Source organism: Streptomyces sp. NPDC001889 (assembly GCF_053594535.1).
Window position 1 is genome coordinate 1 of record NZ_JBSFER010000034.1, and the last position, 22,580, is coordinate 22,580.

Below are 22,580 nucleotides of genomic sequence, written 5' to 3' on the forward strand. Positions count from 1 at the left end.
ACCACTGGAGGCCGTGGGTGGACATGCCCCGCAGCTGGATGGGTTTGCCGTACTGATTACAGAGCTTGGTGCCGCAGACCGTGAGCTGGCCGTTGCGGGGCCACCCCGAGGCCCCGGCCCCCTGGTTCGGGGTTTCCCCTACGGGCAGGTTGGGGGGGCATGGGGAACCCTTGGCCTGCCTGTTCCGTTTACGGTGGAGGGGAACACAGTCGACGTGCGCAGCCGGCGCACAGCGCTCGACGCCGAAGGGGCGGACATGGAAGTCGTGATCGCGATACTGGCACTGCTTCTGGTCGCCTTTGTGGCGTTGGGAGCATTTGTCACGGTCAAGGCGGTCGGCGCGGCCAAACGCGGGGTCGAGCGCACCAAGCAGTCCGTCACCCAGGCCCGGCGCACGGTCGAGGACACCACCCTGCGGGCCAAGACCTTCGGCCAGAGCGGGGTCGCCGCCGATCTGGCCCAGTTGCGGCTGTCGCTGCGCACCTCCATGCGCGCCACCCAGGACGCGCTCCAGGCCGGGGTCGCCGAGGACGCCTCCCTGTCCGAGACGATCGCCCTCTTCGAGCGCCTCAGCGCCCACGGCCATGAACTCGACGACGAGCTGAAGCGCCTGGAGCGCGAGCCCGACCGGGCCACGGTCTCCGCCCGGCTGCCCGAGCTGCGCGAGCGCACCGAGCGGATCACGCACTCGGCGGAGTCCCTGCGCTGGGCCGCCCGGGACCGGGCCCGCAGGTTCGCCGACGACGATCTGGACAGCCTCAGCACCCAGATCGACATGGAGGCGGGAGCGCTGCGGCACTGGTCGGAGCCGGAGGCGGAGGCGCCCCGGGACACCCGGTCGCAGAGCGCGTCCGGCGGCCCGGCGGGACCCTCGCGGAGCTGGCCCGACACCGACCGGCCGGAGTCCGGCGAGGCGTCGGCCCCGGGCGCACCGGCCCAGCAGCCGCAGGCGATCACCGCGCGTGACCCCCGGCAGCAGACCGCGTACCCGTGGGAGAAGACCACCCGCCCCGAGACCACGAACTGACCCCGATCCTCCCCCCGAGCGACTGTGAGGCAGCCGAGCGTGCGGCCGAGTTCCCTGAGGCAGAGGTCCGGGCTGCCGTCCGGTGGCCGTGACCGGTAACCTCCCGCTCATGTCCCGCCATGTCGCGATCGTCACCGATTCAACGGCCTACCTGCCGCCGCCGGCGATGGAGCGCCATGGCATCGTGGCGGTGCCCCTGACCGTCGTCCTCGGGGACGAGGCGCTTGAGGAGGGCACCGAGATCTCGGCCCGCTCGCTGGCCCAGGCCCTTCAGAAGCGGCGCCCGGTCACCACATCGCGGCCGAGCCCCGAGACCTTCGCCGAGACCTACCGGGCGCGTGCCCGGGCCGGCGCGACCGCGATCGTCTCCCTCCATCTGTCGGCCGAGATCTCCGGCACCTATGACGCGGCGGTGCTGGCCGCCAGGGAAGCCCCGGTTCCGGTACGGGTGGTGGACACCGGGATGGTCGCGATGGCCCTCGGTTTCTGCGCCCTCGCGGCGGCGGAGACCGTGGAGTCCGGCGGCACTCTCGACGAGGCGGTCGCCGCCGCGGAGAAGCGCGCGGCGGGCACCTCCGCCTACTTCTACGTCGACACCCTCGACTACCTCCGGCGCGGCGGCCGGATCGGCGCCGCGCAGGCGCTCCTGGGGTCCGCGCTGGCCGTGAAGCCGCTGCTGCAACTGGAGGGCGGACGGATCGAGTTGCTGGAGAAGGTCCGCACGGCCGCCCGCGCCATCGCCCGCCTGGAGGAGATCGCCGTCGAGCGGGCGGGCATGAGCGGCGTCGACATCGCGGTCCACCACCTCGCCGCCCCCGAACGCGCCTCGGCCCTGGCGGACCGGCTGCGGGAACGGGTGCCGGGGGTGGTGGAGCTGCATGTGAGCGAGGTGGGGGCGGTGATCGGTGCGCATACGGGCCCGGGCCTCCTGGGGACGGTGATCTCGCCCCGCTGAGGGGGAGTTCGGGGCGGCGGGGGGCTCCGACGGGCCCGCGGGGTGCGGGGTCCTGTGGTGCGGGGGCGGTCCTCAGGCTCCCCCGGAGCTGCCTCTGGGAGGTGGCGCCGGACGGGCTGGGATTGCTCGGGCTCCCTGTGGTGCGGGGGCTGTCCTCAAGCTCCCCTGGAGCGGCTTCTGGGAGGTGCTCCCGGACGGGCTGGGATTGCTCAGCCCTGCCGGACAAGCTCAGGCACAACACCAGCCACGGCGATTGAGCCGCGCCCCCTGGGGAGTTTCTTTCGGATCGGGCCGGATCGGTGAGCGGGGTCCGGTGCCGTGGATCGCGAGGCGGAGGAGGGAGCCCACGCGGAGGGTCGGCGACTGACGACAACGCGGCGAGGCGCGGTGCCGGGCTCGCGAGGCGCGGTGCCGGGCTCGCGAGCCCGGCACGATCCGAAAGAGACGACCTAGCCCCTCCGGCGACTGAGGCGGACCACTCCAACCTCTCCGGCGTTTGAGCCGCACCATCCCAGCCTCACTGGTGGTTGAGCCGCACCCACTCAGCCCCTCCGGCGATTGAGGAGCGGGGGTTCGGGGGCTGGCCCCCGACCCGGGCCCGCGGGATGCGGGTCACCCGTCAGGCACAGGGGCCAGCCTCAAGCGCCGGGCGGGCTTGATGTGTTCGGGTCGCCCGTCAGGTGCGAGGTGTGGCCTCAAGAGGGCGGACGGGTCGGGTTGGCCCGGTGGGTATCCCCGAGTGGCGGGGGGGGGCTGGGATTGACTCGGGGGTGTCAACCAGGTAGGGGATCGTCACCCGGCTGGGGGATGGGGATATCCACAAGTGGCGGGTTCTCCACCGGAATTCCCCCCTCCCGGCGAGCCCCGCCCAACCCCTCCTACCGTCCTCCTCATGACCCCTCACCCGCACCCCGCGACCAGCGGCCCCGGCCGCCCCCCGGCATCCGACAGCCGCGCCCACCCCCGTCTCCGTACCCGCGTCCGGCACGGTCCGGGCCCGGGCCCCGGCAGGGGCACCACGGCGCGCCGGCGGGGCGAGGTACCGCCCACCGCCCCGGCCCCCGACCCGCCTCCCGGCACGGACCACCCCCTCCGGCAGCGGGCCGTGTTCGCCGTGCGGGAGCGGCTGCCGGTCTGGGTGCGGCTCCGCTGCGGGCTCGAACCGAGAACCCTCGCCGCGCTGGCCGTCGTCCTGGTGGCCGCCGCCCTCCTCGCCGTCCAGCACTTCTGGACGGGGAACCCGGAGAGCGTGCGCGCCCCCGAGGTGGTCCGGCCGGGGGTCGCGGCACCCGAGCGCGCCCCTGAGGCCGCCCGCCGGGGGAGCGGGCGGGTCGTCGTGGACGTCAGCGGCAAGGTGCGGCGGCCCGGCGTGCTGAGACTGCCGAATGGCTCCCGGGTCGCCGATGCCCTGCGCGCCGCCGGAGGCGTCAGAACGGGCGCCGATCTCACTGGCCTCAACCGGGCCCGGGTGCTGATCGACGGCGAGCAGGTGGTGGTGGGCGCCCCCGCACCCCCGAGCGCCCCCGGGGCAGACACAGCACCCCCCGGGCCCGCCACGGTCCCGTCCACCGGGCCGCTGAGCCTCAACGCGGCCACCGCCGACCAGCTCGAAACCCTCCCCGGGGTCGGCCCCGTCCTCGCCCGCCACATCATCGACCACCGCACCCAGCAGGGCGGCTTCCGCTCCGTCGAGCAGCTCCGCGAGGTCAGAGGGATCGGGGACCGCCGGTTCGCCGACCTCCAGCCGCTGGTGCGGCCGTGACCCGCCGGGCCGTGCACACCGCGTCGGGCCACCGGCTGGGCGCGGCCAACCCCCGCCAGGAGGGCCCGGCCGATCTGCGGCTGGTCTTTCCGGCCCTGGCGGCCTGGGCGGCCTCCGCGCTTGCCGTGGGCGCCCCGGGCCGGTGGACGGCGCTCGGCGCGGCCCTCTGCGCGGCTCTCGCGGCGCTGCTCCTCGTCTCGGTCCTGAGGCCCGGCGCACGCCGGGCGGCCCGTGCGGGCGGCCGGGACCGGATCACCGCCACCGCCACCGCCTGCGCGGCGCTGCTGCTGTGCGCGGCGGCGGGCGCGGTGACCGCCGGGCTGTGGAGCGCGGATCTGCGGCGCGGCCCGCTGCCCGCGCTGGCCGAACGGTACGCCCACGCCACCGTGGAGCTGCGGGTCTCCTCCGACCCCAGGCTCACCCGGCCCCGGCCGGAAGGCGGTCCGCGGGCGGGACGGGCCCTGGTGTTCGACGCGGAGGCGACCGAGGTCTCCGGAGCGGGCCGGGAGGCCACCGCCGTCAGGACACCCCTGCTGGTGGTGGTGCGGCCGGGGCTCCCCCGGCCCGTACTCGCCCGCTGGCAGTCGCTGCTGCCCTCCACCGGGCTCCGGCTGACGGGCGGCCTCGCGCCACCGCTGCACGGCGCCGACCGGTACGGGGCGGTGCTGCGGGTGCGGGGCGGCGGGCCGGAGGTCATCGAGAGCCCCAGCGCGGTGCAGCGCACCGCGGGAGCCCTCCGGGCGGGGCTGCGCACGGCGTCCGACGGCCTGCCCCGGGACGCCCGCGCCCTCCTCCCCGGGCTGACCGTCGGGGACACCTCCCGGGTCACCCCGGACCTCCAGGAAGCCTTCGAGGCCACGGACCTCACCCATCTCCTCGCGGTCTCCGGGAGCAACCTGGGCGTGGTGCTCATCCTGCTGGTGGGACCCCCGGGCCGGGCCCTGCTCGCCGAGCGCGGCGGTCTCGCACCCCGGCTGGGCATCACCCTGAGAGGGACGGCGCTCCTCGGCGGCGGGCTGATCCTCGCCTTCGTGGTCGTGTGCCGACCGGAGCCGAGCGTGCTCAGGGCGGCGGCGTGCGGTGCGATCACCCTGCTCGCCATCGGCACCGGCCGGCGCAGATCCCTCCTCCCCGCGCTCGCCGCCGCCGTTCTGCTGCTGGTCCTCCACGACCCCGGCCTCGCCCGCAGCCCCGGCTTCGTGCTCTCCGTCCTCGCCACCGGCGCGCTGCTGACCATCGCCCCCGGCTGGAGCGCGGCGCTGCGGCGGCGCGGGGTGCCGCCGAGGCTCGCGGAGGCGCTGGCGGCGGCCGGGGCCGCGCAGGCCGTCTGCGCGCCCGTGGTCGTCGTCCTGGCCACCCGCGTCAGCCTGGTGGCGATCCCCTGCAATCTGATCGCCGAGCCGGCCGTCGCCCTGGCCACCGTCCTCGGTTTCGCCGCGCTCGCCACCGCCCCGGTCGCGATGCCCGCGGCCGAGGTGCTCGCCGGCGTCGCGGGATGGCCGGCCGGGTGGATCGCCGCCGTCGCCCGTGCCGGGGCCTCGCTGCCGGGGGCGTGGGTGGACTGGCCGGGCGGCTGGCGCGGCGGAGTGCTGCTCGCCGCCGCCACCGCGCTCGCGGTGCTCATCGCCCGCCGGCTGTGGCGCCGCCCCTGGGCGGCCTCGGCCTGTGCGCTGCTGCTCCTGCTGGCCGTGCTGCGCCCCGCGCCGCTCACCCGCGTCGTCACGGGCTGGCCGCCACCGGGCTGGTCGTTCGCCATGTGCGATGTCGGACAGGGAGATGCCACGGTCCTCGCGGCGGGCGACGGCACCGGCGCGGCGGTGGTCGTGGATGTGGGACCCGACCCGGATCTGGCCGACCGCTGTCTGAGGGAGCTGGGCGTCACGCGTATCCCGCTGATCGTCCTCACCCACTTCCACACCGACCACATCGGGGGCCTGTCCGGGGTGCTGCGGGGCCGGACCGTGGGGGCGGTGCAGACCACGACGCTCGACGAGCCGAGGGCGCAGAGCGCGTTCGTCCGCGCGGCGGCGGCGGAAGCCGGGGTGCCGCTGGTGCGCGCGGCCCCGGGGGAGCGGCGCCGGCTCGGACGGCTGTCGTGGCAGGTGCTCTGGCCGGACCGCGCCCCGGACCGCGCCCCGGGCCGGGCGGCCGCCGCGGTCCCGCCGACGGAACCCAACGACGCCAGCGTCACCCTGCTGGTGCGGGTGGAGGCGGGGCCGGTCCTCCTGCTGCTCGGCGACCTCGAACCACCGGCCCAGCGCGGGCTGCTGCTGGCCCATCCGGAACTGCCGCCGGTGGATGTCCTCAAGGTCGCCCACCACGGGTCGGCGCATCAGCACCCGGCTCTGCTGGCCGCCGCGCGCCCGCGACTGGCACTGATCTCCACGGGCCGGGACAACCCGTACGGCCATCCGTCCCCGCACACCGTGGGCGCGCTCGGAGCCGGGGGAGCGGTGGTGCTCCGCACCGACCGGGACGGGCCGATCGCCGTGACCGGCGCCGGCCGCTCCCTGCGGGCGGGCCTGCGCCGGGGGGCCGTGGTCACCGGGCGCGGCCGGCGGGGCGCCCGGGCGGGAGGCGGGCGGGCCGGGTGCCCTCGGGCCTCGGGCGCCCGCGGCGGTCCCCGTGGTCCGCCCGGGGAGCTTCTTTCGGACCGGGCCGGATCGGCGAGCGGGACGCGGTGCCGTGGATCGCAGGGCAGAGGAGGGAGTCCACGCGGAGGGTCGGCGACTGACGACATCGCGGCGGGGCGCGGTGCCAGGGCTCGCGAGCCCGGCACGATCCGAAAGTGACGACCTAGCCCGCGATCACCAGGCGGTAGCCGTAGTCCATGCTCTCCCGGTCGAGGAGATCGGCGTGGCGGCGGTGCCAGAGGCCGGAGTCGAGGTCGGCGCGGAGCCGTTCGATCGCCGGTTCCACGACGGAGGGCGGCAGTTGGGCGAAGGTGGAGCTGGCCTGTCGGACGGCCGGGTCGAGATAGCGCTCGGGCCGCTGCCAGTGGGCGCTCTGGAAGCCGTCGGTGAAGTCGCGGGGGATGGGGAAGGGCAGCACCGTGTGCGCTCCGAGCGCGTCGGCGACCTCGGCCACGGGCGTGAAGCGGGCGTGGTCCATGTCACGGATCTCCGGGAGGTACTCCTCGATCAGCCACAGCTCCTGGGGATGGCCCGGGTCCCAGGTGAAGACCACCTGTCTGCGGGCGACCCGGCGCAGCTCGCCGAGGCCCCGGTGCGGATCGGGCCAGTGCTGGACGGTCAGGACGGCCATCGCCGCGTCGAAGGACCCGTCGGGGAACGGGAGCGCCTCCGCGCCGGCCCGCACCTTTCCGGCCGCAGGGTGCTGGTCCAGCATGACCTGGGAGGGGTCGACCGCGGTGATCTTGGCGTGCTCGGGTTCGTAGGAGCCGGCCCCGGCGCCGACGTTCACGATGGTGCGGGCGCCCTCCAGGGCCCGGCTGATCAGGGCGTGCAGACGGGGGTCGGGGACCCGGATGTCGCTGTAGCCGGTTCCGATGCGGTCGTAGACGGCCGGTGTGCGGCCTGCGGCGGCGTCCATGGGCCCAGCCCAGCAGATGGGAGGGGATGGAGCCAAGGGGGCCGCGTGATAAGGGCGTTGACGCTCCGGCCCCGAGGGCGGGCCCGGGCCTCGCGCACGGGGTCAGGGCAGCTCGCGGAGGTACGCGTCCAGCTCGGCGGCTCCGGTCAGCATCGCGCGCCCGCGGGCGGAGAGCCTGCCGTGCCAGTCGCGCAGGGCCGACTCCAGAGGCTCCAGTCCGCCGGCGGTCCGCACCTGGGTGATCAGCGGGGCGATCCGCTCCAGCGGATAGCCGCCCCGTCTGAGCTGGTGGGTCAGCCGGGCGTCCCGTACAGCGGCCTCGTCGTAGACGCGGTACCCGGTCAGCGGGTCGCGGCGCGGGTGCACCAGCCCGGAGCGCTCCCAGGCGCGCAGGGTCGCCGGCCGGATGCCGAGTCCCTCCGCCAGCGGCCCGATGAAGGTGCCGCCGGGCCCCGGGAGCGCCGCGTCGGGCTCGGACGGCGCGGCGGACTCCAGATCGCGGAGGGCGCTCTCCACGGCCCGGAGGGTGCGCCGGTCGTCGAGGAGCTGGGCATGGCTCTCGTCGATGAGGCGGAGCGCCTCATCGGTCGCGCCCCGGTTCACGGCCCGCATGACCGATGCCGCCGTCGGATGGCCGTGGCCGGGCAGCAGGGCGAGAAACGCCGCCAGAGCCCGTGTGTGCGCCGGGGTGTAGACGCGGTAGCCGTGGGGTGTGCGGTCGGCGGCCGGGAGGATGCCTGCCTCCTCGTAGTTCCGCACGGCCTGCGTGGACAGTCCGTGGCGGCGCGCCAGATCAATCGGCCTGAGGTGACCAGTGCTTTGAGGGTTTCTTCCCACAGCTCCGAGATTATCGCGAAAAAGTCTCAACCGAGTCTTCAACGATACCGTTGAGGTCATGGCTACTGGCATCCGGGAAACCCTCCACACCGTCGACGCCGCCTCCCTCAGGGGGCTGCTGCCCGCCCGGCCGAGGCTGCTCGCCCTGGGCGAGCCCACCCATGGCGAGGACACCCTGCTCGATCTGCGCAACGAGATCTTCCGGCAGCTCGTCGCGGAGGAGGGCTACCGCGCGATCGCGATCGAGAGCGGCTGTCTGGCGGGCCTGGTGGTGGACGACTACGTCACCACGGGCACGGGCACCCTCGACGAGGCCATGGAGCACGGGTTCAGCCATGGGCTCGGGGCGTCCGCCGCCAACCGCGCACTCGTGCGGTGGATGAGGGCGTACAACGACGGCCGGCCCGCCTCCGAGCGGCTCCGCTTCGCCGGCTTCGACGGCCCGCTGGAGATCACCGGCGCCGAGAGCCCCCGGCAGGCCCTCACCGCACTCCACCACCGCCTCGCGGCCCTGGTGGACGCGGATCTGCTCCCCTGCACGGCGGAGACACTCGACCGGCTGCTCGGCGCCGACGACCGGTGGACCGAGCCCGCCGCGATGACGGACCCGTCCCGCTCCGTGGGACGGTCGCCCGAAGCGGGCCGGCTGCGGCTGATCGCCGACGATCTGGTGTCGCTGCTCGACGAACGGACGCCGGACCTCATCGCGGCGACCTCGCGGGACGACTGGGACCGGGCGCGCCTGTACGGGCGCACCGCCACCGGCCTGCTCCGCTACCACCACTGGATGGCCGACACCTCACCGGCGCGCATGACGCGGCTGGTGGGCGTCCGGGACCGGATGATGGCCCACAACCTCCTCGCCGTCGCGGAAGGGGGACCGGCGCTGGTCCACGCCCACAACACCCATCTCCAGCGGACCAGGAGCTCGATGCGGATGGGCGGGGCGCCGCTGGAGTGGTGGGGCGCCGGCGCGCTGGTGAGCGCCCGCCTCGGTGAGGAGTACGCCTTCGTGGCCACGGCCCTCGGCACGATCCGGCACCGGGGGGTGGGCGCGCCGCCGCCGGACTCCGTCGAAGGGCTGCTGTACGCGCTCCCGGAGGACCGCTGTCTCGTCGACGCGCCCCGGCTGGCCGCCGCCCTCCGCGACACCCCGCCCGCGCCCCGCGACTCCCCCTGGTTCGGCTACTTCGGGCTCGACCCGGCGCACCTGGCGGAGATCGACGGGCTCGTCTTCCTCAGGGACGTCGCGCGGAGCTGAGCCCGGCCCGCCGTCAGGGGGCCTCCAGCCACCCCTCGTACTCGGCGGCGAAGGCGTCCAGGCCCGCCGGGTCCAGCCGGGCGCCCGGGTCCTCCACCACGACCAGCCACTGGGCGTCCTCGGCGTCGTCCTCGCCGGCCAGCGCGTCCCGTACGAGCTGGGGTTCCTCGGCCACGCCGAAGCGGTCCGCCAGCTCCCCCGCCACCTCCTCGGCTGCGTCGCGGTCGGGCAGCACCAGTACATGTCGTCCATCGCTCACCCGTTCATTCTCCGGCACCGGACCGGGTGTCGGTGGCCCATGGGATGCTGGACGCGATGGCCACCAGGAAGAATTCCACCGACGATCCGCTCGCCCCCGTCACCCTCGCCGTGGGGCAGGAGGATCTCCTTCTCGACCGCGCGGTGCAGCAGGTGGTGGCGGCGGCCCGCGCCGCCGACGCCGACACGGATGTGCGCGACCTCACCGCCGACCAGCTCCAGCCGGGCACCCTCGCCGAGCTGACGAGCCCCTCGCTCTTCGCCGAGCGCAAGGTCGTCATCGTGCGGAACGCGCAGGATCTCTCCGCCGACACGATCAAGGACATCAAGGGGTATCTCACCGCGCCGGTGGAGGAGATCACCCTCGTCCTGCTCCACCCCGGGGGCGCGAAGGGCAAGGGGCTGGTGGACGCGGCCCGCAAGGCCGGGGCCCGTGAGATCGCCTGCCCCAAGACCACCAAGCCCGCCGAGCGGCTCACGTTCGTGCGCTCGGAGTTCCGGGCGCTGGGCCGGTCCGCGACACCGGAGGCGTGCCAGGCGCTGGTGGACTCCATCGGCAGCGATCTGCGGGAGCTGGCCAGCGCGGTGTCCCAGCTCGCCGCGGATGTCGAGGGCACGATCGACGAGGCCGTCGTGGGGCGGTACTACACGGGCCGTGCGGAGGCTTCCAGCTTCACCGTCGCCGACCGGGCGGTGGAGGGCCGGGCGGCGGAGGCGCTGGAGGCGCTGCGCTGGTCGCTGTCGACCGGGGTCGCGCCAGTGCTGATCACCAGTGCGCTGGCGCAGGGGGTGCGGGCGATCGGGAAGCTCTCCTCGGCCAGGGGCGGCGGCAGACCGGCGGATCTGGCCCGTGAGCTGGGCATGCCGCCCTGGAAGATCGACCGGGTGCGGCAGCAGATGCGGGGGTGGACACCGGACGGGGTGGGGGTGGCGCTGCGGGCGGTGGCGGAGGCGGATGCGGGGGTGAAGGGGGGTGGGGATGATGCGGAGTATGCCCTGGAGAAGGCTGTGGTGACTGTGGCGAGGGCTGCGCGTTCGCGGCGCTGAGGTTGAGTCCGAGTTTGAGCCCGGGGTTCGGGGGAGGTCCCTGGTGCTTGGGCCTCCGCCCCGGGGGGCTTCGGTCGGGGGCTCTGCCCCCGAACCCCCGCGCCTCAATCGCCGGCGGGGCTGATTGGGCTTCCCGTACCTCGATGGCCGGCGGGGCTGAATTGCGCTTCCCGTGCCTCAATCGCCGGCGGGGCTGAGGTGTGCGCCGATCGTCGGTTCGGCCGGGGTGGGGCCGTCTTCTGGGGTGGGCATGCCGAAGGCCCCGGGGGAGCCTCTGTCCTGGGGAAGGAGCGAGAGGGGTCCGGGGCCCTGGCGAGGTCCTGCGGTTCGGACTCGCACCCGCGTGGCGAACGCAGGTCCAAGTGCGAGTCCTGAGGGGTGCCGGGGCGGGGAGCGGAGAGAGAGGGCCCGCTCGGGTCCGTCCGGCGATCAAGTCTTCCGGCGGGGCACCCTCAGGGAGTGCCGCCGGTCCGGGGTCGCCCCCGGGTTACAGCGAGTGGGCTCAGCCCTGGAGGGAGGCAACCTTGGCAGCCAGCGCCGACTTCTTGTTGGCGGCGGCGTTCTTGTGGATGACACCCTTCGAGACAGCCTTGTCGAGCTTGCGAGCGGCCTCGCGAGTGGCCGCGGTGGCCTTCTCGACGTCGCCCGAAGCGGCGGCCTCACGGGCCTTGCGGACAGCGGTCTTCAGCGACGACTTGACGGCCTTGTTGCGCAGGCGCGCCTTCTCGTTCGTCTTGTTCCGCTTGATCTGGGACTTGATGTTCGCCACGAAAGAGCCTTCTCAGGTTCGATTGATCTTCGATGAGCGCCTCGTGTCCCATGGTCTGCACCATGGGAAGAGACACAGCTAGCCAGGCTACCAGCAGCTCTCCCGGCGGCCCAAACCGGTCGCAGTCCCTCACCCGTGGGACGATGGGGGCTACGTATCGATCCGACATCGCCCGAGACGAGACGCCCCGCGTCTCAAGAATCAGGACCCTGCGTGCCCGCGACTCCTTCCAACGTGCCCGAGCCGAGCCGTACAGACCCGGCGCTGATCCGCAATTTCTGCATCATCGCGCACATCGACCACGGCAAGTCCACGCTCGCCGACCGGATGCTTCAGCTGACCGGTGTGGTCGACCAGCGGCAGATGCGTGCTCAGTATCTCGACCGGATGGACATCGAGCGCGAGCGCGGCATCACGATCAAGTCCCAGGCGGTCCGGCTGCCCTGGGCGCCCAGTGAGGGCGAAGGCCAGGGCAGGACCCACATCCTGAACATGATCGACACCCCGGGCCATGTGGACTTCACCTACGAGGTGTCCCGCTCGCTCGCCGCCTGCGAGGGCACGATCCTGCTGGTGGACGCGGCCCAGGGCATCGAGGCGCAGACCCTGGCCAACCTCTATCTGGCGATGGAGAACAACCTCGCCATCGTCCCGGTCCTCAACAAGATCGACCTCCCGGCCGCCCAGCCGGAGAAGTTCGCCGAGGAGCTGGCCAACCTCGTCGGCTGCGACCCGGACGATGTGCTGAGGGTCTCCGCGAAGACGGGCGTCGGTGTGGAGGCGCTGCTCGACCGGGTGGTGCGCGAGGTCCCCGCCCCGGTCGGCGTCGCCGACGCGCCCGCCCGCGCGATGATCTTCGACTCGGTCTATGACTCCTACCGGGGCGTCGTCACCTATGTCCGGGTCATCGACGGCAAGCTGGGCAAGCGCGAGCGCATCCGGATGATGTCCACCGGCGCCACCCACGAGCTGCTGGAGATCGGCACCAACTCGCCCGAGATGCTCCCGGCCGACGGTCTGGGCGTCGGCGAGGTCGGCTATCTGATCACCGGTGTGAAGGACGTCCGCCAGTCCAAGGTCGGCGACACCATCACCCAGCAGCACAAGGGCGCCACCGAGGCCCTGGGCGGCTACAAGGACCCCAAGCCGATGGTGTTCTCCGGCCTCTACCCGCTGGACGGCTCGGACTACCCCGAGCTGCGCGACGCCCTCGACAAGCTCCAGCTCAACGACGCCGCCCTGGTGTACGAGCCGGAGACCTCCGCGGCCCTCGGCTTCGGCTTCCGCGTCGGCTTCCTCGGCCTGCTGCACCTGGATGTCATCCGGGAGCGCCTGGAGCGCGAGTTCGGCCTCGACCTGATCGCCACCGCGCCGAACGTGGTCTACCGCGTCCTCATGGAGGACGGCGCCGAGCACACGGTCACCAACCCGAGCGAGTTCCCCGAGGGCAAGATCTCGGAGGTGTACGAGCCGGTGGTGCGGGCCACCATCCTCGCGCCCAGCGAGTTCATCGGCGCGATCATGGAGCTGTGCCAGACCCGCCGCGGCACCCTCCTGGGCATGGACTACCTCTCCGAGGACCGGGTGGAGATCCGCTACACCCTGCCCCTCGCCGAGATCGTCTTCGACTTCTTCGACCAGCTGAAGTCCAAGACCCGCGGCTATGCCTCCCTCGACTACGAGCCCACGGGCGAGCAGTCGTCCAGCCTGGTCAAGGTGGACATCCTGCTCCACGGCGACAAGGTCGACGCCTTCTCCGCGATCACCCACAAGGACGCGGCGTACGCGTACGGCGTGCGGCTGGTGGCGAAGCTGCGCGAGCTGATCCCGCGCCAGGCGTTCGAGGTGCCGATCCAGGCCGCGATCGGCTCCCGGGTCATCGCCCGCGAGACCATCCGCGCCATCCGCAAGGACGTCCTCGCCAAGTGCTACGGCGGTGACATCTCCCGTAAGCGGAAGCTGCTGGAGAAGCAGAAGGAAGGCAAGAAGCGGATGAAGATGGTCGGCAGTGTGGAGGTTCCCCAGGACGCCTTCATCGCCGTCCTCTCCAGCGACGAGAGCAGCGGCAAGGGCAAGAAGTAGCCGGCCCGCGCCCGTGCGCGCACAGACGGGGAAGCGCCCGCCGGAGCTTTCGGCGGGCGCTTCCCCGTATCCGCGAGCGGCCGGGGGGCGCCGTCCTTCGTTATGAAGCGGCAGCCCGTATCCCCTTACGCACTGGCAGAGTGGCCTCTAGTCTGATCACGGCTCGATGGTTACTCGCCAGTTAAAGAACCAGCCCGTCGTGCAGTGCTGCCGCAGGCCCGGAGGATGTCGTGAGCGACACACAGACCCTGATCGAGAACCGGCCGCCGTCGGTCGCGACCCTCTTCACCGAGCGTGTCGCGGCCACCCCGGACGCCGAGGCGTACCGCTACCCGGTGCCGTCCGCCTCCGGCCGGGGCCCCGACGAGTGGAAGTCGCTGAGCTGGGGCGAGGCCGCCGAACGGGTCGACGCCATCGCCGCCGGCCTGATCGGCCTCGGGCTGGCGCCCGAGGACCGGGTCGCGCTGCTGTCCGCCACCCGGGTGGAGTGGATTCTCGCCGACCTGGGGGTCATGTGCGGCGGCGGCGCCACCACGACCGTCTATCCGTCGACCAACGCCGAGGAGTCGGCGTACATCCTCGCCGACTCCGGGAGCCGCATCCTGATCGCGGAGGACGCGACCCAGCTCGCCAAGGCCCGCGAGCGGCGCGCGGACCTGCCCGAGCTGCGGCATGTCGTCGTCATCGACCCCGCCGGTGTGGAAGCGGAACCGGGCGACCCCGAGGGCTGGGTGCTCTCCCTCGCGGAGCTGGAGACCCGTGGCAAGGCCCTGCTGAAGCAGACCCCGGACGCCGTCGCCGAGCGGATCGCGGCGATCACCGCCGACCAGCTGGCCACCCTGATCTACACCTCCGGCACCACCGGACGGCCCAAGGGCGTCCGGCTGCCCCACGACAACTGGTCGTACATGGCGAAGGCGATCGCCGCGACCGGCCTGGTCACCAAGGACGATGTGCAGTACCTCTGGCTGCCGCTCGCCCATGTCTTCGGCAAGGTGCTGACCTCGGGGCAGATCGAGCTGGGCCATGTCACCGCCGTCGACGGCCGGATCGACAAGATCATCGAGAATCTCCCGGTGGTCCAGCCGACCTATATGGCCTCCGTGCCCCGGATCTTCGAGAAGGTCTACAACGGCGTCGCGGCCAAGGCCCGGGCCGGCGGGCCCGCCAAGTACAAGATCTTCCAGTGGGCGGCCGGAGTGGCCCGGGAGTACGCGAGGATCAGCCAGGACAACTTCCGCCGCACCGGGACCGCCTCCGCGCCCTTCGTCCTGACCACCAAGCACAAGGTCGCCGACGCGCTGGTGTACGCCAAGCTCAGGGACGCCTTCGGCGGGCGGCTGCGCGCCGCCGTCTCCGGTTCCGCCGCGCTCTCGCCGGAGATCGGCTACTTCTTCGCCGGCGCCGGAATCCATGTCCTGGAGGGGTACGGACTCACCGAGTCCAGCGCCGCCTCCTTCGTCAACCCGGGCGAGGCGTACCGCACGGGCACGGTCGGCAAGCCGCTGCCCGGCACCGAGGTGCGGATCGCGGAGGACGGCGAGGTGATGCTCCGCGGCCCCGGGATCATGGAGGGGTACCACGGGCTGCCCGAGAAGACGGCGGAGGTCCTCGAACCCGACGGCTGGCTGCACACCGGGGACATCGGCGAACTCTCCCCGGACGGCTATCTGCGGATCACCGACCGCAAGAAGGACCTGATCAAGACCTCCGGCGGAAAGTACATCGCGCCCACCGAGGTGGAGATCCAGTTCAAGGCGATCTGCCCGTTCGTCTCCAACATCGTCGTGGTGGGCGCGGCCCGCAATTTCTGTACCGCGCTGATCTCGCTCGACGAGCCGACCCTCCTGAACTGGGCGAAGGAGCACGGCCTGGCCGGCCGGTCCTACGCCGACGTGGTCGCGGCCCCCGCCACCCGGGAGCTGGTCCAGGGATATGTGGACCGGCTCAACGGCGGCCTCCAGCGCTGGCAGACGATCAAGAAGTTCCGGCTGCTGCCCCGCGACCTCGATGTCGAGCACGGCGATCTCACCCCGAGCCTCAAGCTGAAGCGCCCGGTCGTCGAGCGTGAGTTCAAGCACCTCATCGAGGAGATGTACGAGGGCTCCCGGGAGGCGTGACCCCGCGGCGGACCCTTCCCACAGCTCCCCGGGGAACCCCGGGGCCGCCCGTCACCGGGCACGGCACCGCTCACTGTGCCCGGTGCCGGAACGGGCGCGGGCGAGGTGAGGCGGCCGGGTGACGGACAATGGAGGACATGCCTTCCGTACTGCCCGACGGCGAGCCCGTGCCCGAGGACGGGTCGCTCCCCGCGTCCGCCCTCGCCGGGGCCGGCGACCGGCCGCTCGCCTTCTATCTGCACGTCCCGTACTGCGCCACGCGCTGCGGGTACTGCGACTTCAACACCTACACCGCCACCGAGCTGCGCGGCACGGGCGGTGTGCTGGCCTCCCGGGACAATTACGCCGCGACCCTCGCCGACGAGGTCCGGCTCGCCCGCAAGGTCCTCGGCGACGACCCGCGCCGGGCCGAGACGGTGTTCATCGGCGGCGGTACGCCCACGCTGCTGGCCGCCGCCGACCTGGTCGCGATGCTCGACGCCGTACGGGAGGAGTTCGGGCTCGCGGACGGCGCGGAGATCACCACCGAGGCCAATCCGGAGTCGGTGGGTCCCGAGTATCTGGCCGAGCTGCGCGCCGGGGGCTTCAACCGGATCTCCTTCGGGATGCAGAGCGCCCGGCAGCACGTGCTGAAGGTGCTCGACCGCACCCATACGCCCGGCAGGCCCGAGGCCTGTGTCGCCGAGGCGCGGGCGGCCGGTTTCGGCCATGTGAACCTCGATCTGATCTACGGCACCCCGGGTGAGAGCGACGACGACTGGCGCGCCACGCTCGCCGCCGCCGTGGGCGCCGGGCCCGACCACATCTCGGCGTACGCCCTGATCGTCGAGGAGGGCACCCAGCTGGCCCGCCGGATCAGACGGGGCGAGGTGCCGATGACGGACGACGATGTGCACGCCGACCGCTATCTGATCGCGGACTCCGTCCTCGCGGACGCGGGGTACGACTGGTACGAGGTCTCCAACTGGGCCACGTCGGACGCCGGGCGCTGTCTCCACAACGAGCTGTACTGGCGCGGCGCGGACTGGTGGGGCGCGGGCCCCGGCGCCCACAGCCATGTCGGCGGGGTGCGCTGGTGGAATGTGAAGCACCCCGGCGCCTACGCGGCGGCGCTGGCACAGGGCCGCTCGCCCGGCGCGGGCCGTGAGCTGCTGCCGGACGAGGACCGGCGGGTGGAGCGGATTCTGCTGGAGCTGCGGCTCCGCGAGGGCGTGCCGCTCTCGCTGCTGCGTACCGCCGGGCTCGCGGCGTCCCGCCGTGCCCTGGACGGCGGACTGCTGGACCGGGAGGCGTACGGAGCGGGGCGCGGGGTCCTGACCCTGCGGGGCCGGCTGCTCGCGGACGCGGTGGTGCGCGACCTGGTGGACTGAGGCAGCCCGCCTGCCCGCCTCCCCGCCTGCCCACGTGCTCCTGCCGCCCGCCCGCGCCCGCCCGCGCCCGCCCGCGCCCGCCCGCGCCGGGCTGGGCCGGGGCGGGGCGGCCGGGCGCGGGCGGTGTCAGAGCGCCGAGAGGCTCCCGCCCCGGGTCGCCCAACTGGCGGTCCACCCGTTGTTGGCGGATGTCTGCCATTTGTGCCACAGCGCGTTGTCGAAGCTCAGATGGAGCGACTCCAGCCGGCCGTCGGCGTGGCGGCCCACCACGGGATCGGTCGCGAGCAGCCCGCCCTGGGACTGCCAGTCGCCCCAGGTTCCGTTCGCCACCTGCTGCTCAGCCCGCCAGCCGCCCAGGTCGGAGCCCCGGGCGAAGAGGACGAGACGCCCGTCGGCCTCCTGGAAGACGGCGGGCACCCCGATGCGCGGGCCGCCGCGATTGGCCCACACCGGGTGCCAGGCGCCATTGGGCTCGGACTGCCAGATATGGCGCAGGGTGTTGTCCGGGGCCTTCGCGAAGACCTCCAGCCTGCCGTCCTTGTTCGGGAACACCGCCGGGTCGGCCCGCAGATCGCCGCCGAGCGACGACCAGGTGGGATACCACTCCCCGTTGGGGGAGGTCTGCCAGGTGTGCCACAGGGCGTCGTCGCTGCCGCGCACGAAGACCTCCAGCCGGCCGTCCTCGTTCTGGAAGACGGCCGGACAGCCGCGCAGCACCCCGCCCCGGGAGACCCAGCGGTCGTGCCAGGTGCCGCTGGGAGCGGTCTGCCAGATGTGCCAGAGCGCGTTGTCCGCGCCCCGGACGAAGACTTCGAGCCGCCCGTCGGCGTTCTGGAACACGGCGAGGTGCCGGCCGAGCATCCGCTGGTCGCGCAGGTGCCGCCACTCCTTGGCCCAGCTCCCGTTGGGGGAGGTCTGCCAGGTGTGCCAGACGCGTCCGTCGGCGCCGCCCGCGAAGACCTCCAGGCGCCCGTCCGCGTTGCGGAAGACCGTGGGGGCGGTGGTCAGCGTGCCGTCCCGGCTGACCCAGTCGCCGGTCCAGGCGCCGCCGGGCGCGGTCTGCCAGATGTGCCACAGGGCGCTGTCCGAACCGGTGGCGAACACTTCGAGACGGCCGTCCGCGTTGCGGGCGGCGCGGATGCTCGCGAGGCCGGGGTCGAATGCCATGGCTGTCCTCCTCAGTCTGCGGTTCAGGGTGCAGGAGCGGGGGCGGGGGCGGCGGCCGGACCACGGAATTGCCAGCGGGGTGCTACGGAGGGTGCGCGCGCTGTCGCAGTGAGGAGTTGTCCATGGTCGGCCGCTCCTACACGACAGGAGTGATGAACGGCTCAAAGTCGTATTACTGACTGAAAGGAGACTTCTTCACATATTCAGTCCGCAACCCGTGGATTGCGGGCGCCCGAGCCCGTGGCGGACCCGGCCGGCCGGCCGGGAAGGCGCGGACGCAGGCGCGGACGCAGGCGCAGGCGCAGGCGATCGGGGACGCGGCGGCCCTCACTCCGCGGTGACGAAGTCGATCAGCTCCTCCACCCGCCCCAGCAGCGCCGGTTCCAGATCGCGGTACGAGCCCACCCGCGCCAGGATGTGCTGCCAGGCCGCCCCGGTGTTCTCCGGCCACCCCAGCGCCCGGCACACCCCGGTCTTCCAGTCCTGCCCGCGCGGCACCCGGGGCCAGGCGGCGATGCCCACCGATGACGGCTTCACCGCCTCCCAGATGTCGATGAACGGATGTCCCGTCACCAGCACATGGTCACCGGTCACCGCCGAGGCGATCCGCGACTCCTTCGAGCCGGGGACCAGATGGTCCACCAGCACCCCCAGCCGGGCGTCCGGCCCCGGGTCGAACTCCCGGACGATGGCGGGGAGGTCGTCGACGCCCTCCAGATACTCCACCACCACTCCCTCGATCCGCAGATCGTCGCCCCAGACCCGCTCCACCAGCTCCGCGTCGTGCCGGCCCTCGACATAGATCCGGCCCGCCCGCGCCACCCGCGCCCGCGCGCCCGGGACGGCGACCGACCCCGAGGCCGTGCGCGTCGCCGCGACGGGCCCCCGGGCGGGGCGGACCAGCGTCACCACCCTGCCCTCCAGCAGAAACCCGCGCGGGGCCAGCGGGAAGACCCGGTGCTTGCCGAAACGGTCCTCCAGGGTCACCGTCCCCGCCTCGCAGCCCACCACGGCCCCGCAGAACCCCGTGGTGACCTCCTCCACCACCAGATCGGGGTCGGCGGGCACCTCCGCGACGGGGGCCGGCTTCTTCCAGGGCGGGGTCAGATCGGGGCTGTAGCTGCGCATCCGGCGACGCTACGACACCGCGAACCGCTCCGCCAGCGCATCGCGCTGGGCACGCACGAACGCGGCGTCCACCACCGCGCCGTGCCCCGGTACGTACACCGCGTCCGGGCCGCCGAGCGCCAGCAGCCGGTCCAGCGCCGCCGGCCACCCGGCCGCCACCGCGTCCGGTCCCGCCTGCGGCTCGCCCGACTCCTCCACCAGGTCACCGCAGAAGACCACCGGCGGCGCCCCCGCCGGCCCCGGGACCAGGGCGGCCAGGTCGTGGCCGGTGTGCCCGGGCCCCGCGTTCACCAGCAGCACCCGCAGCCCGCCGCCCAGGTCGAGCGCCAGCTCCCCGGCGACCGTCCGGCCCGGCACCACCAGCAGATCGGCCGCGTCCGCCGCCGCGTCCGGGGCGACCCCATGGCGTACCGCGTCCGCGCACAGCACCTCGCGCTCCCGCCGCAGGAGCGTGTCGACGCCCCCGGCTCCGTACACCTCCACACCCGCGAAGGCCGAGGTGCCCATCACATGGTCGAAATGCGGATGGCTCAGTGCGACATGCGTCACGCGGCGGCCCGGCAGCAGCGTCCGCGCCTGGAGCCGGATCTCCGCCCCCTCGCGCACCGTGGAGCCCGTGTCGTACAGCAGTACGCCCTCCGGGCCGGCGATCAGACCGACGGTCGCGTCCCATCCGGGGAGCCGGCGCCGGCCCACCCGGCCGTCCAACCGCTCCCACCCGTGCTCTTCCCAACTGACGTCCATACCGCGACGCTACTGGCAACGACCAGCGCGAGTGCGCGGTACCGTGGTCGGTCGCCCTTGCTAGGGGCGTACCCCACGGCCGTACACTGGCTCGGGGCGGAGCTGGCACTCGTGCCTCATGAGTGCCAGTCAGTGACTGAGCAGTGACCGAAGACGACCGAAGACGACCGTGGACGACCGAAGAACCACCGAGGGAACACCGCTGGAGGTGTGCGCGATGCTCAGCGAACGCAGACTCGAAGTGTTGCGCGCCATCGTCCAGGACTATGTCGGCACCGAGGAGCCCGTCGGCTCCAAGGCGCTCACGGAGCGCCACCGCCTCGGGGTCTCCCCGGCGACGGTCCGCAACGACATGGCCGTGCTGGAGGAGGAGGGCTTCATCGCCCAGCCCCACACCAGCGCCGGACGCATTCCCACGGACAAGGGCTACCGGCTCTTCGTGGACCGGCTGGCCGGGGTCAAGCCCCTGTCGTCGGCCGAGCGGCGCGCCATCCAGAGCTTTCTGGACGGCGCCGTCGACCTCGACGACGTCGTCGGCCGCACGGTACGGCTGCTGGCGCAGCTGACCCGCCAGGTCGCCGTCGTCCAGTACCCCTCGCTCACCCGCTCCACCGTCCGCCATGTCGAGCTGCTCTCCCTCGCGCCCGCGCGGCTGATGCTCGTCCTGATCACGGACACCGGACGGGTCGAGCAGCGCATGATCGACTGTCCCTCGCCCTTCGGGGAGGTCCCGCTCGCCGATCTGCGGGCCCGGCTCAACAGCCGGGTCGTCGGCCGCCGTTTCGCCGATGTGCCGCAGCTGGTCCAGGACCTTCCCGAGTCCTTCGACCCGGAGGACCGGGGCGTGGTCTCCACGGTGCTCTCCACTCTGCTGGAGACGCTGGTGGAGGAGACCGAGGAGCGGCTGGTGATCGGCGGCACCGCCAACCTCACCCGCTTCGGACACGACTTCCCGCTCACCATCCGGCCGGTGCTGGAGGCGCTGGAGGAGCATGTGGTGCTCCTCAAGCTGCTCGGTGAGGCGAAGGAGTCGGGCGGAATGGGCATGACTGTCCGCATCGGTCATGAGAACGCCCATGAAGGGCTCAACTCAACGTCCGTGGTCGCCGTCGGCTACGGTTCGGGCGACGAGGCAGTCGCCAAACTCGGCGTGGTCGGACCGACCCGCATGGACTACCCCGGAACGATGGGAGCGGTACGCGCAGTGGCACGTTACGTCGGACAGATCCTGGCGGAGTCGTAAGTGGCCACGGACTACTACGCCGTACTCGGCGTGCGCCGCGACGCATCGCAGGACGAGATCAAGAAGGCATTCCGTCGGCTCGCCCGCGAGCTGCATCCGGATGTCAACCCCGATCCGAAGACCCAGGAGCGGTTCAAGGAGATCAACGCCGCTTACGAGGTGCTCTCGGACCCGCAGAAGAAGCAGGTCTACGACCTCGGCGGCGATCCGCTGTCGCAGGCCGGAGGCGCGGGCGCGGGAGGCTTCGGCGCCGGTGGCTTCGGCAACTTCTCGGACATCATGGACGCGTTCTTCGGGACGGCGTCGCAGCGCGGGCCCCGCTCGCGGACGCGGCGCGGCCAGGACGCGATGATCCGCCTGGAGATCGATCTGAGTGAGGCCGCCTTCGGCACCACGAAGGAGATCCAGGTCGACACCGCCACGGTCTGTACGACCTGCAGCGGTGAGGGAGCGGCGCCGGGCACCTCGGCGCAGACCTGTGACATGTGCCGGGGCCGCGGTGAGGTCTCGCAGGTGACCCGGTCCTTCCTCGGCCAGGTCATGACCTCGCGGCCGTGCCCCCAGTGCCAGGGCTTCGGGACCGTCGTCCCGACCCCGTGCCCGGAGTGCGCGGGCGACGGCCGGGTGCGGTCCCGCCGGACCCTGACCGTGAAGATCCCCGCCGGTGTCGACAACGGCACCCGCATCCAGCTCGCGGGCGAGGGGGAGGTGGGGCCCGGTGGCGGACCCGCCGGCGATCTCTACGTCGAGATCCACGAGCTGCCCCACCCGGTGTTCCAGCGGCGCGGGGACGATCTCCATGTGACCGTGACGGTCCCCATGACGGCGGGCGCGCTCGGCACCAAGGTGCCGCTGGAGACGCTCGACGGCGTGGAGGAGGTCGACATCCGGCCGGGTACCCAGTCCGGCCAGTCGATTCCGCTGCACGGCCGGGGCATCACCCATCTGCGGGGCGGCGGGCGCGGCGACCTGATCGTGCACGTCGAGGTGATGACCCCGCAGAAGCTGGACGCGGAGCAGGAGAGGCTGCTGCGGGAGCTGGCGAAGCTGCGGGGCGAGGAGCGGCCTCTCGGGCAGTTCCAGCCCGGGCAGCAGGGGTTGTTCTCGCGCCTGAAGGACGCTTTCAACGGCCGGTAGTGCCTGCCGGCGGCTCGGGTGGTCCGGGTGCTTCCCGGGCCGTCCGCCCGGCTGCTGGTCCGGGTGATTTCGGCTGCCGGGTGCCTGCCCGGGGAGGGTGTCCGAGCCGGTCCGGCTCGTC

General features: G+C 73.1%; 18 protein-coding genes. 11 read left to right on the top strand and 7 right to left on the bottom strand.

Annotated elements, in window-relative coordinates:
- The first annotated feature begins 256 nt into the window (after positions 1–256).
- From ACWCRA_RS31815 to ACWCRA_RS31830, 4 genes are all read left to right on the top strand, one after another.
- A complete protein-coding gene (locus tag ACWCRA_RS31815; protein WP_351553734.1) occupies positions 257–1,027 on the top strand; it encodes a hypothetical protein in 771 nt (256 codons plus the stop codon).
- Positions 1,028–1,136: 109 nt separating this feature from the next.
- Positions 1,137–1,982, top strand: a complete 846-nt coding sequence (locus ACWCRA_RS31820; protein WP_351553737.1) for a DegV family protein — start codon at positions 1,137–1,139, stop codon at positions 1,980–1,982.
- 892 nt (positions 1,983–2,874) lie between these two features.
- Entirely contained in the window at positions 2,875–3,744 is an 870-nt protein-coding gene (locus tag ACWCRA_RS31825) for a ComEA family DNA-binding protein (RefSeq protein ID WP_351553740.1), read from the top strand.
- On the top strand, positions 3,741–6,536 hold the full coding sequence (locus tag ACWCRA_RS31830) for a ComEC/Rec2 family competence protein (protein WP_451069206.1): 2,796 nt from the start codon (positions 3,741–3,743) through the stop codon (positions 6,534–6,536). Before ACWCRA_RS31825 ends, ACWCRA_RS31830 begins: the two co-directional genes overlap by 4 nt.
- Positions 6,537–6,540: 4 nt before the next feature.
- On the opposite strand, the gene ACWCRA_RS31835 is transcribed toward ACWCRA_RS31830, so the two are convergent.
- On the bottom strand, positions 6,541–7,296 hold the full coding sequence (locus ACWCRA_RS31835; RefSeq protein ID WP_451069207.1) for a class I SAM-dependent methyltransferase: 756 nt from the start codon (positions 7,294–7,296) through the stop codon (positions 6,541–6,543).
- Positions 7,297–7,398: 102 nt separating this feature from the next.
- On the bottom strand, positions 7,399–8,133 hold the full coding sequence (locus ACWCRA_RS31840; protein WP_451069208.1) for a TioE family transcriptional regulator: 735 nt from the start codon (positions 8,131–8,133) through the stop codon (positions 7,399–7,401).
- A gap of 58 nt (positions 8,134–8,191) precedes the next feature.
- On the opposite strand from ACWCRA_RS31840, the gene ACWCRA_RS31845 reads away from it, so the two are divergent.
- Positions 8,192–9,394, top strand: a complete 1,203-nt coding sequence (locus tag ACWCRA_RS31845; protein ID WP_451069209.1) for an erythromycin esterase family protein — start codon at positions 8,192–8,194, stop codon at positions 9,392–9,394.
- 13 nt (positions 9,395–9,407) lie between these two features.
- Here the strand turns inward: ACWCRA_RS31845 and ACWCRA_RS31850 are convergent, their stop codons facing one another.
- The gene (locus ACWCRA_RS31850; protein ID WP_351553755.1) at positions 9,408–9,653 is read right to left on the bottom strand and encodes a hypothetical protein; all 246 of its coding nucleotides are present in this window, start codon (positions 9,651–9,653) and stop codon (positions 9,408–9,410) included.
- A gap of 56 nt (positions 9,654–9,709) precedes the next feature.
- Between ACWCRA_RS31850 and holA the strand changes: the two genes are divergently transcribed.
- A complete protein-coding gene (holA, locus tag ACWCRA_RS31855; RefSeq protein ID WP_351553758.1) occupies positions 9,710–10,699 on the top strand; it encodes a DNA polymerase III subunit delta in 990 nt (329 codons plus the stop codon).
- A 502-nt stretch (positions 10,700–11,201) separates the two neighbouring features.
- On the opposite strand, the gene rpsT is transcribed toward holA, so the two are convergent.
- A complete protein-coding gene (gene rpsT, locus ACWCRA_RS31860) occupies positions 11,202–11,468 on the bottom strand; it encodes a 30S ribosomal protein S20 (protein WP_351553761.1) in 267 nt (88 codons plus the stop codon).
- 213 nt (positions 11,469–11,681) lie between these two features.
- On the opposite strand from rpsT, the gene lepA reads away from it, so the two are divergent.
- The 3 genes from lepA to hemW all read left to right on the top strand — a co-directional run bounded on the left by lepA (position 11,682) and on the right by hemW (position 17,040).
- A complete protein-coding gene (lepA, locus tag ACWCRA_RS31865) occupies positions 11,682–13,550 on the top strand; it encodes a translation elongation factor 4 (protein ID WP_351553764.1) in 1,869 nt (622 codons plus the stop codon).
- Positions 13,551–13,780: 230 nt separating this feature from the next.
- Positions 13,781–15,670 carry an AMP-dependent synthetase/ligase gene (locus ACWCRA_RS31870; RefSeq protein WP_351553767.1) on the top strand — a complete coding sequence of 630 codons (1,890 nt, stop codon included), beginning with the start codon at positions 13,781–13,783 and terminating at the stop codon, positions 15,668–15,670.
- Positions 15,671–15,807: 137 nt separating this feature from the next.
- Complete coding sequence (gene hemW, locus ACWCRA_RS31875; protein WP_451069210.1) at positions 15,808–17,040, top strand: radical SAM family heme chaperone HemW; 1,233 nt, start codon at positions 15,808–15,810, stop codon at positions 17,038–17,040.
- A 126-nt stretch (positions 17,041–17,166) separates the two neighbouring features.
- Here the strand turns inward: hemW and ACWCRA_RS31880 are convergent, their stop codons facing one another.
- The 3 genes from ACWCRA_RS31880 to ACWCRA_RS31890 form a co-directional block, all read right to left on the bottom strand.
- Positions 17,167–18,207 carry a hypothetical protein gene (locus ACWCRA_RS31880; RefSeq protein WP_451069211.1) on the bottom strand — a complete coding sequence of 347 codons (1,041 nt, stop codon included), beginning with the start codon at positions 18,205–18,207 and terminating at the stop codon, positions 17,167–17,169.
- Between the two features lie 327 nt (positions 18,208–18,534).
- Positions 18,535–19,335, bottom strand: a complete 801-nt coding sequence (locus ACWCRA_RS31885) for a DUF3097 domain-containing protein (protein ID WP_351553776.1) — start codon at positions 19,333–19,335, stop codon at positions 18,535–18,537.
- 9 nt (positions 19,336–19,344) lie between these two features.
- Positions 19,345–20,079, bottom strand: coding sequence for an MBL fold metallo-hydrolase (locus ACWCRA_RS31890; protein WP_351553779.1), 735 nt, complete (start codon positions 20,077–20,079; stop codon positions 19,345–19,347).
- Between the two features lie 217 nt (positions 20,080–20,296).
- Here ACWCRA_RS31890 and hrcA point away from each other — a divergent pair, with 217 nt between their 5' ends.
- On the top strand, positions 20,297–21,322 hold the full coding sequence (gene hrcA / locus ACWCRA_RS31895) for a heat-inducible transcriptional repressor HrcA (RefSeq protein WP_351553919.1): 1,026 nt from the start codon (positions 20,297–20,299) through the stop codon (positions 21,320–21,322).
- Positions 21,323–22,459, top strand: coding sequence for a molecular chaperone DnaJ (gene dnaJ / locus ACWCRA_RS31900; protein WP_351553782.1), 1,137 nt, complete (start codon positions 21,323–21,325; stop codon positions 22,457–22,459).
- Positions 22,460–22,580 lie beyond the last annotated feature (121 nt).

What these genes read in the sequence shown, in the direction of transcription:
- ACWCRA_RS31815 (WP_351553734.1), top strand. Translation starts at nt 257, where the DNA reads ATGGAAGTCGTGATCGCGATACTGGCACTGCTTCTGGTCGCCTTTGTG.
- ACWCRA_RS31820 (WP_351553737.1), top strand. Translation starts at nt 1,137, where the DNA reads ATGTCCCGCCATGTCGCGATCGTCACCGATTCAACGGCCTACCTGCCG.
- ACWCRA_RS31825 (WP_351553740.1), top strand. Translation starts at nt 2,875, where the DNA reads ATGACCCCTCACCCGCACCCCGCGACCAGCGGCCCCGGCCGCCCCCCG.
- ACWCRA_RS31835 (WP_451069207.1), bottom strand. Translation starts at nt 7,296, where the DNA reads ATGGACGCCGCCGCAGGCCGCACACCGGCCGTCTACGACCGCATCGGA.
- ACWCRA_RS31845 (WP_451069209.1), top strand. Translation starts at nt 8,192, where the DNA reads ATGGCTACTGGCATCCGGGAAACCCTCCACACCGTCGACGCCGCCTCC.
- holA (WP_351553758.1), top strand. Translation starts at nt 9,710, where the DNA reads ATGGCCACCAGGAAGAATTCCACCGACGATCCGCTCGCCCCCGTCACC.
- hemW (WP_451069210.1), top strand. Translation starts at nt 15,808, where the DNA reads ATGCCTTCCGTACTGCCCGACGGCGAGCCCGTGCCCGAGGACGGGTCG.
- ACWCRA_RS31880 (WP_451069211.1), bottom strand. Translation starts at nt 18,207, where the DNA reads ATGGCATTCGACCCCGGCCTCGCGAGCATCCGCGCCGCCCGCAACGCG.
- ACWCRA_RS31885 (WP_351553776.1), bottom strand. Translation starts at nt 19,335, where the DNA reads ATGCGCAGCTACAGCCCCGATCTGACCCCGCCCTGGAAGAAGCCGGCC.
- ACWCRA_RS31890 (WP_351553779.1), bottom strand. Translation starts at nt 20,079, where the DNA reads ATGGACGTCAGTTGGGAAGAGCACGGGTGGGAGCGGTTGGACGGCCGG.
- hrcA (WP_351553919.1), top strand. Translation starts at nt 20,297, where the DNA reads ATGCTCAGCGAACGCAGACTCGAAGTGTTGCGCGCCATCGTCCAGGAC.